Source organism: Paenarthrobacter sp. CM16, assembly GCF_013179505.1.
Taxonomy (GTDB): domain Bacteria; phylum Actinomycetota; class Actinomycetes; order Actinomycetales; family Micrococcaceae; genus Arthrobacter.
Genome location: NZ_JABMCX010000254.1, coordinates 1 through 6,784 on the forward strand (window position 1 = coordinate 1; position 6,784 = coordinate 6,784).

Annotated in this window: 14 protein-coding genes and 1 pseudogene; all 15 read right to left on the minus strand. The window is 59.5% G+C overall.

What is annotated here, in order from left to right; translation table 11 throughout:
• Positions 1-83, minus strand: a pseudogene (locus HP499_RS25505) (50S ribosomal protein L18); the annotation flags it as partial.
• Positions 84-86: 3 nt separating this feature from the next.
• A complete protein-coding gene (gene rplF, locus HP499_RS18555; RefSeq protein WP_026539812.1) occupies positions 87-623 on the minus strand; it encodes a 50S ribosomal protein L6 in 537 nt (178 codons plus the stop codon).
• A gap of 18 nt (positions 624-641) precedes the next feature.
• On the minus strand, positions 642-1,040 hold the full coding sequence (rpsH, locus tag HP499_RS18560) for a 30S ribosomal protein S8 (protein WP_011775584.1): 399 nt from the start codon (positions 1,038-1,040) through the stop codon (positions 642-644).
• A 78-nt stretch (positions 1,041-1,118) separates the two neighbouring features.
• On the minus strand, positions 1,119-1,697 hold the full coding sequence (rplE, locus tag HP499_RS18565; RefSeq protein ID WP_026546299.1) for a 50S ribosomal protein L5: 579 nt from the start codon (positions 1,695-1,697) through the stop codon (positions 1,119-1,121).
• A complete protein-coding gene (gene rplX / locus HP499_RS18570; RefSeq protein WP_062073171.1) occupies positions 1,697-2,056 on the minus strand; it encodes a 50S ribosomal protein L24 in 360 nt (119 codons plus the stop codon). The genes rplE and rplX overlap by 1 nt, the downstream gene beginning before the upstream one ends.
• A 3-nt stretch (positions 2,057-2,059) precedes the next feature.
• A complete protein-coding gene (gene rplN, locus HP499_RS18575) occupies positions 2,060-2,428 on the minus strand; it encodes a 50S ribosomal protein L14 (RefSeq protein WP_003803789.1) in 369 nt (122 codons plus the stop codon).
• 353 nt (positions 2,429-2,781) lie between these two features.
• The gene (gene rpsQ, locus HP499_RS18580) at positions 2,782-3,078 is read right to left on the minus strand and encodes a 30S ribosomal protein S17 (RefSeq protein ID WP_011775587.1); all 297 of its coding nucleotides are present in this window, start codon (positions 3,076-3,078) and stop codon (positions 2,782-2,784) included.
• On the minus strand, positions 3,075-3,395 hold the full coding sequence (rpmC, locus tag HP499_RS25265; protein ID WP_014922387.1) for a 50S ribosomal protein L29: 321 nt from the start codon (positions 3,393-3,395) through the stop codon (positions 3,075-3,077). The genes rpsQ and rpmC overlap by 4 nt, the downstream gene beginning before the upstream one ends.
• A gap of 2 nt (positions 3,396-3,397) precedes the next feature.
• Positions 3,398-3,814 (minus strand): 50S ribosomal protein L16, encoded by a 417-nt coding sequence (gene rplP, locus HP499_RS18590; RefSeq protein ID WP_003803795.1) that lies wholly within the window; start codon positions 3,812-3,814, stop codon positions 3,398-3,400.
• The gene (gene rpsC / locus HP499_RS18595) at positions 3,815-4,636 is read right to left on the minus strand and encodes a 30S ribosomal protein S3 (protein WP_011775589.1); all 822 of its coding nucleotides are present in this window, start codon (positions 4,634-4,636) and stop codon (positions 3,815-3,817) included. It lies immediately after the preceding gene.
• Positions 4,637-5,002: a 50S ribosomal protein L22 gene (rplV, locus tag HP499_RS18600; protein ID WP_011775590.1), complete on the minus strand. Its 366-nt coding sequence runs from the start codon at positions 5,000-5,002 to the stop codon at positions 4,637-4,639.
• 38 nt (positions 5,003-5,040) lie between these two features.
• Complete coding sequence (rpsS, locus tag HP499_RS18605) at positions 5,041-5,322, minus strand: 30S ribosomal protein S19 (RefSeq protein WP_011775591.1); 282 nt, start codon at positions 5,320-5,322, stop codon at positions 5,041-5,043.
• Positions 5,323-5,334: 12 nt separating this feature from the next.
• The gene (gene rplB, locus HP499_RS18610; RefSeq protein WP_011775592.1) at positions 5,335-6,174 is read right to left on the minus strand and encodes a 50S ribosomal protein L2; all 840 of its coding nucleotides are present in this window, start codon (positions 6,172-6,174) and stop codon (positions 5,335-5,337) included.
• Between the two features lie 29 nt (positions 6,175-6,203).
• Positions 6,204-6,509: a 50S ribosomal protein L23 gene (gene rplW / locus HP499_RS18615; RefSeq protein WP_011775593.1), complete on the minus strand. Its 306-nt coding sequence runs from the start codon at positions 6,507-6,509 to the stop codon at positions 6,204-6,206.
• Positions 6,506-6,784, minus strand: a 279-nt coding sequence (gene rplD / locus HP499_RS18620) for a 50S ribosomal protein L4 (protein ID WP_172325661.1), incomplete at its 5' end; no start/stop codon positions are given. The genes rplD and rplW, both read right to left, overlap by 4 nt.

Below are 6,784 nucleotides of genomic sequence, written 5' to 3' on the forward strand. Positions count from 1 at the left end.
CGCTTGCGGATACGAAGCTGGCGACGGCTGCGTGCAGCAGACTTGCTCTTGTTCGAACGCTTCTTGTTAATTGCGATGGCCATGGTTTACTTACCAGCCTTTCCGACCTTGCGGCGGATGACTTCGCCGGCGTAACGGACACCCTTGCCCTTGTAGGGGTCAGGCTTGCGCAGCTTGCGAATGTTGGCAGCAACCTCGCCGACCTGCTGCTTGTTGATACCCGAAACAGAGAGCTTGGTCGGACCCTCTACTACGAAGGTGATGCCTTCGGGTGCAGAGACGTTAACCGGGTGGCTGTAGCCCAGAGCGAACTCCAGGTCAGAACCCTTGGCCTGAACGCGGTAACCAGTACCAACGATTTCAAGCTTCTTCTCGTAGCCCTCGGTAACGCCCTGGATCATGTTGGCGATCAGGGTGCGGGTCAGGCCGTGCAGCGAACGCGAGTTGCGCTCGTCGTTCGGGCGGGTGACCGTCAGGGTGTTCTCTTCCTGGGTAACCTCGATCGGGCTGGCCACAGTGTGGCTCAGCTCGCCTTTGGCACCTTTGACGCTGATGACGGAGCCATCGAGCTTGACCTCAACTCCGGCAGGAACGGTGATGGGGAGACGTCCAATACGTGACATTATTCTCTTCCTTTCCCGTTACCAGACGTACGCGAGGACTTCGCCGCCCACGCCCTTCTTACCGGCCTGCTTGTCAGTCAGGAGGCCGGAAGAGGTGGACAGGATTGCGATACCCAGGCCACCCAGCACGTGCGGCAGGTTGGTGGACTTCGCGTAAACGCGGAGACCCGGCTTGGAGATGCGGCGGACGCCAGCGATGGAACGCTCGCGGTTCGGACCGAACTTCAGGTCGATGGTCAGCTTCTTGCCAACCTCGGCGTCTTCTTCCTTCCAGCCGGCAATGTAGCCTTCTGCCTTCAGGATGTCAGCAACGCGTGCCTTCAGTTTGCTGTACGGCATGGACACGGTGTCGTGGTATGCCGAGTTTGCATTGCGCAGACGCGTGAGCATGTCTGCGACAGGATCTGTCATAGTCATTTGGGCTATAGCCCTTCCTCGTACCGGTTTCCGCTGCGCCGGCTCTCAAGAGCCTGCGTAGTCGGACCTGTCACGTAGTTAGTTTTCGGTCTTGAACGGGAAACCAAGCGCCTTGAGCAGCGCGCGGCCTTCGTCATCGGTCTTGGCGGTGGTGACGACCGTGATGTCCATACCGCGTACGCGGTCGATGGAGTCCTGGTCGATCTCGTGGAACATAACCTGCTCGGTCAGACCGAAGGTGTAGTTGCCGTTGCCATCGAACTGCTTGCCGTTGAGGCCGCGGAAGTCACGGATACGCGGCAGAGCCAGCGAAACCAGACGATCCACGAATTCCCACATACGGTCTCCACGCAGAGTTGCGTGTGCACCGATCGGCATGCCTTCGCGCAGCTTGAACTGTGCGATCGACTTGCGGGCCTTGGTTACCTGCGGCTTCTGGCCGGTGATCAGGGTGAGGTCGCGGACAGCGCCGTCGATCAGCTTGGAGTCCTTGGCGGCATCTCCAACACCCATGTTCACAACAACCTTGACCAGGCGGGGAACCTGGTTGACGTTCGCGTAGCTGAATTCCTCCTGCAGGGACTTCTTGATGGTCTCTGCATACTTGGTCTTCAGACGCGGAACGATCTTCACTGGAGTCTCGAGAGTCTCAGTCATTAGATGTCCTTCCCGGTGGCCTTGGACACGCGGATACGGACGGTCTTGGTAGCGCCATCCTTCTCAACGGTGTCGAGACGGAAACCAACACGGGTCGGCTTCTTGGTCGACGGGTCAACCAGAGCAACGTTGGAAACGTGGATCGGGGCTTCAACAACCTCGATGCCACCGGTCTTGGTGCCGCGCTGCGACTGACCGACCTTGGTGTGCTTGGTGACGCGGTTGATTCCCTCTACCAGCACGCGGTTGGTGTCCGGGAATACGCGCAGAACCTTGCCCTGCTTGCCGCGGTCTCCGCCGCGTTCCTGCTTGGCGCCGGTGATGACCTGAACGAGGTCACCCTTCTTGATCTTAGCCATGGACTAAAGCACCTCCGGGGCCAGCGAAACGATCTTCATGAACTTCTTGTCGCGAAGTTCACGACCAACCGGGCCGAAGATACGGGTACCGCGGGGGTCACCGTCGTTCTTCAGGATCACAGCTGCGTTTTCGTCAAACTTGATGTAGGAACCATCCGCACGGCGGCGTTCCTTCTTGGTACGAACGATGACAGCCTTGACGACGTCACCCTTCTTTACGTTTCCGCCAGGGATAGCGTCCTTGACGGTAGCGACGATCACGTCGCCAATGCCTGCGTAGCGACGACCGGATCCACCGAGAACGCGAATGGTAAGGATTTCCTTAGCACCCGTGTTGTCGGCGACCTTGAGTCGCGACTCCTGCTGAATCAATTTTTACTCCTTGCGTCGCGCCGGTTCTCAGACCGAAATCATGCATACGGAATGAGCCTTGCGGAACGGTTGATCGGGGTGTCTCTTGACCTGCCTGGATTTTGCCAGTACAGGCCTAAACGCCCGTGCCACAAGCATCAGCTTCCCTTGCAGAAAACTCTGCGCGGGGCAGTATGCAGCGGCACGATTGTTTACGAGGTAGTTGATGACGCACAAGTGGCGCCATACAAACTCAATATCCTAGCACGTTTTCAGCCCGAAGCCGAAACGTCCGGACAAGCGGAAAGGCCCGCATTCCCAAAGGAACACGGACCTTTCCAGTGAATCACTGCCAGGCAAGCCTGGCGTTGGATTTACTTGGCCTTTTCGAGGATCTCCACCAGACGCCACCGCTTGGTAGCAGACAGCGGGCGGGTCTCAGAGATGAGAACGAGGTCGCCGATGCCGGCGGTGTTCTCTTCGTCGTGAGCCTTGATCTTCGAGGTGCGGCGAATAACCTTGCCGTACAGAGCGTGCTTCACGCGGTCTTCAACCTGAACAACGATGGTCTTTTCCATCTTGTCAGAGACAACGTAGCCGCGACGCGTCTTACGGTAACCGCGCTGTTCAGCGCTGGCTGCTGCTTCCGTCACAGTTTCCTTCTCGCTCACTTGGCGTCCTCTCCAGCTTCAACCTCGGCCTTTTCAGCCTTGGCAGCCTTCTTGGACTTCTTTTCTTCCTTGGCTTCCACAACCGGTGCGGCAACCTCAGCACGAATGCCCAGCTCGCGCTCACGGAGAACGGTGTAGATGCGTGCGATGTCCTTCTTTACCGCGCGCAGGCGACCGTGGTTCTCCAGCTGTCCGGTGGCGGACTGGAAACGCAGGTTGAACAGCTCTTCCTTGGACTTGCGGAGTTCTTCAACGAGACGCTCGTTGTCGAAACCGTCCAGCTGTGCGGGTGCGAGATCCTTCGACCCTACTGCCATTTCTATTCACCACCTTCGCGACGCACAATGCGTGCCTTCAACGGGAGCTTGTGGATTGCCAGGCGCAGGGCCTCGCGAGCTACCTCTTCATTGACACCGGAGAGTTCGAAGAGAACCCGGCCCGGCTTGACGTTTGCGACCCACCATTCCGGAGAACCCTTACCGGAACCCATACGGGTTTCGGCAGGCTTCTTCGTCAGCGGACGGTCCGGGTAGATGTTGATCCAGACCTTGCCGCCACGCTTGATGTGGCGGGTCATCGCGATACGAGCGGACTCGATCTGACGGTTGGTTACGTATGCCGGGCTAAGAGCCTGGATACCGTACTCACCGAAGCTGACCTTGGTGCCGCCCGTAGCAGCGCCGGAACGACCCGGGTGGTGCTGCTTACGGTGCTTGACTCGACGTGGGATAAGCATTTAAGCCTGTCCTCCTTCTGCTGCCGGAGCAGCAGCTTCAGCGGCCGGTGCTTCAACGGCAGCAGGTGCTGCCTCAGCTGCCGGACGGTCGTTACGACGACGGCGGTCGCCACCCGGGCGGCCCGGACGGTCTCCTGCACGGCCACGGGACGGAGCAGCAGCTGCCTGCTGAGCCAGTTCCTTGGCAGTTACGTCACCCTTGTAGATCCAAACCTTCACACCGATGCGGCCGAAGGTGGTCTTGGCTTCGTAGAAGCCGTAGTCGATGTTCGCGCGGAGGGTGTGCAGGGGCACACGGCCTTCGCGGTAGAACTCCGAGCGGGACATTTCTGCGCCACCCAGACGGCCCGAGCAAGCAACACGGATGCCCTTGGCACCCGCACGCTGTGCGGACTGCATTGCCTTCTTCATCGCACGGCGGAAAGCCACGCGGGAAGTCAGCTGCTCAGCGATGCCCTGGGCAACAAGCTGTGCTTCCATCTCGGGGTTCTTGACCTCGAGGATGTTCAGCTGAACCTGCTTGCCGGTGAGCTTTTCGAGCTCGCCGCGGATGCGGTCTGCTTCTGCGCCGCGGCGGCCGATAACGATACCCGGGCGTGCCGTGTGGATATCCACGCGGACACGGTCGCGGGTGCGCTCGATCTCGACCTTGGCGATGCCGGCGCGCTCCATGCCGGTGGACATGAGCTGACGGATCTTGATGTCCTCGCGGACGAAGTCCTTGTAGCGCTGTCCGGGCTTGGTGCTGTCAGCGAACCAGTGCGAAACGTGGTCGGTGGTGATGCCGAGTCGGAACCCGTGCGGGTTTACTTTCTGTCCCACTTAGCGAGCCTCCTCTTTCTCCGGGGTTGCGACAACCAGCGTGATGTGGCTGGTCCGCTTCCTAATGCGGTAGGCGCGGCCCTGGGCACGCGGCTGGAACCGCTTCATGGTCGGGCCTTCATCAACAAATGCTTCGGTGATGAAGAGGTCGCTGTCGTCGAATGCAACGCCGTCACGGTCCGCGAGGACACGTGCGTTGGCCATTGCCGACTGAAGTACCTTGAATACCGGCTCCGAAGCTGCCTGGGGGGCAAACTTCAGAATTGCCAGAGCCTCATTCGCTTGCTTACCACGAACAAGGTTGACGACGCGCCGGGCCTTCATAGGCGTTACGCGGATGTGACGCGCAATAGCCTTGGCTTCCATTGCTTTCCTTCTCTCGTCTAAGACGTAAAGTCAGGCGCCTAGCGGCGCTTGCCCTTACGGTCGTCCTTAACATGGCCGCGGAATGTCCGCGTGGGAGCGAATTCGCCGAGCTTGTGCCCGACCATCGACTCTGTGACAAACACCGGGATGTGCTTGCGTCCGTCGTGTACGGCGATCGTGTGCCCGAGCATGTCGGGGATGATCATCGAACGGCGGGACCAGGTCTTGATGACGTTCTTGGTGCCCTTATCGTTTTCCCGTGCGACCTTCACAAAGAGGTGCTGGTCAACGAAAGGACCTTTTTTCAGGCTGCGTGGCATGTGTCCAGGCTCCTATCGCTTGTTCTTGCCAGTACGGCGGCGACGAACAATAAGCTTGTCGCTCTCTTTGTTCGGACGGCGGGTACGGCCCTCGGGCTTGCCGTTCGGGTTAACCGGGTGACGTCCACCGGAAGTCTTACCTTCACCACCACCGTGCGGGTGGTCAACCGGGTTCATGGCTACACCACGGACGGTCGGGCGAACGCCCTTCCAGCGCATGCGGCCGGCCTTGCCCCAGTTGATGTTCGACTGCTCGGCGTTGCCGACCTCGCCGACGGTTGCGCGGCAGCGCACGTCAACGTTGCGGATTTCACCGGAGGGCAGACGCAGCTGGGCGAAACGGCCTTCCTTGGCAACGAGCTGTACCGAAGCACCTGCGGAACGTGCCATCTTGGCGCCGCCACCCGGACGCAGTTCAACTGCGTGGATTACGGTACCAACCGGGATGTTGCGCAGCGGCAGGTTGTTGCCCGGCTTGATGTCAGCGTCGGGACCAGCCTCGACGAAGTCACCCTGGGACAGCTTGTTAGGGGCGATGATGTAACGCTTGGTGCCATCAACGTAGTGCAGGAGTGCGATGCGAGCCGTGCGGTTCGGGTCGTACTCGATTTCGGCAACGCGGGCGTTGATGCCGTCCTTGTCGTGACGACGGAAGTCGATCAGACGGTACTGGCGCTTGTGCCCACCACCCTTGTGACGGGTGGTGATCTTACCGGAGTTGTTACGACCGCCAGTTTTGTGCAGCGGACGCAGCAACGACTTTTCCGGAGTCGATCGCGTGATTTCAGCAAAGTCGGCTACGCTCGAGCCACGACGGCCCGGGGTAGTCGGCTTGTATTTACGGATTCCCATAATTTATTTCCTCGTTAAAGTGGTCTCCGCTACGCGAGCGGACCGCCGAAGATGTCGATTGTGCCTTCTTTGAGGGTGACAATTGCACGCTTGGTGCTCTTGCGCTGTCCCCAGCCGAATTTGGTGCGCTTGCGCTTACCGGCACGGTTGATGGTGTTGATCGAGTCAACCTTGACCGAGAAGATCTTCTCGACGGCCAATTTGATCTCGGTCTTGTTCGAGCGAGGGTCCACCAGGAAGGTGTACTTGCCTTCGTCGATCAGACCGTAGCTCTTTTCCGAAACGACGGGTGCAAGCACGACGTCGCGCGGGTCCTTGATGGTGGTTACGCTCACTTGGAGGCCTCCTCGTTCTTTGCCTTGTCAGCGACGAACGCCTCGAAAGCAGCCTTGGTGAAGACCACGTCGTCGGAGACAAGCACGTCGTAGGTGTTCAGCTGGTCTGCGTACAGAACGTGAACATCCTGGAGGTTGCGCACGGAAAGTGCAGCAACATCGTTGGCGCGCTCGATAACGACGAGCAGGTTCTTGCGCTCAGTAACGGAGCGCAGCGAAGCCAGTGCGTCCTTGGCGGACGGCTTGGTGCCGGCTACCAGTTCAGCGATGACGTG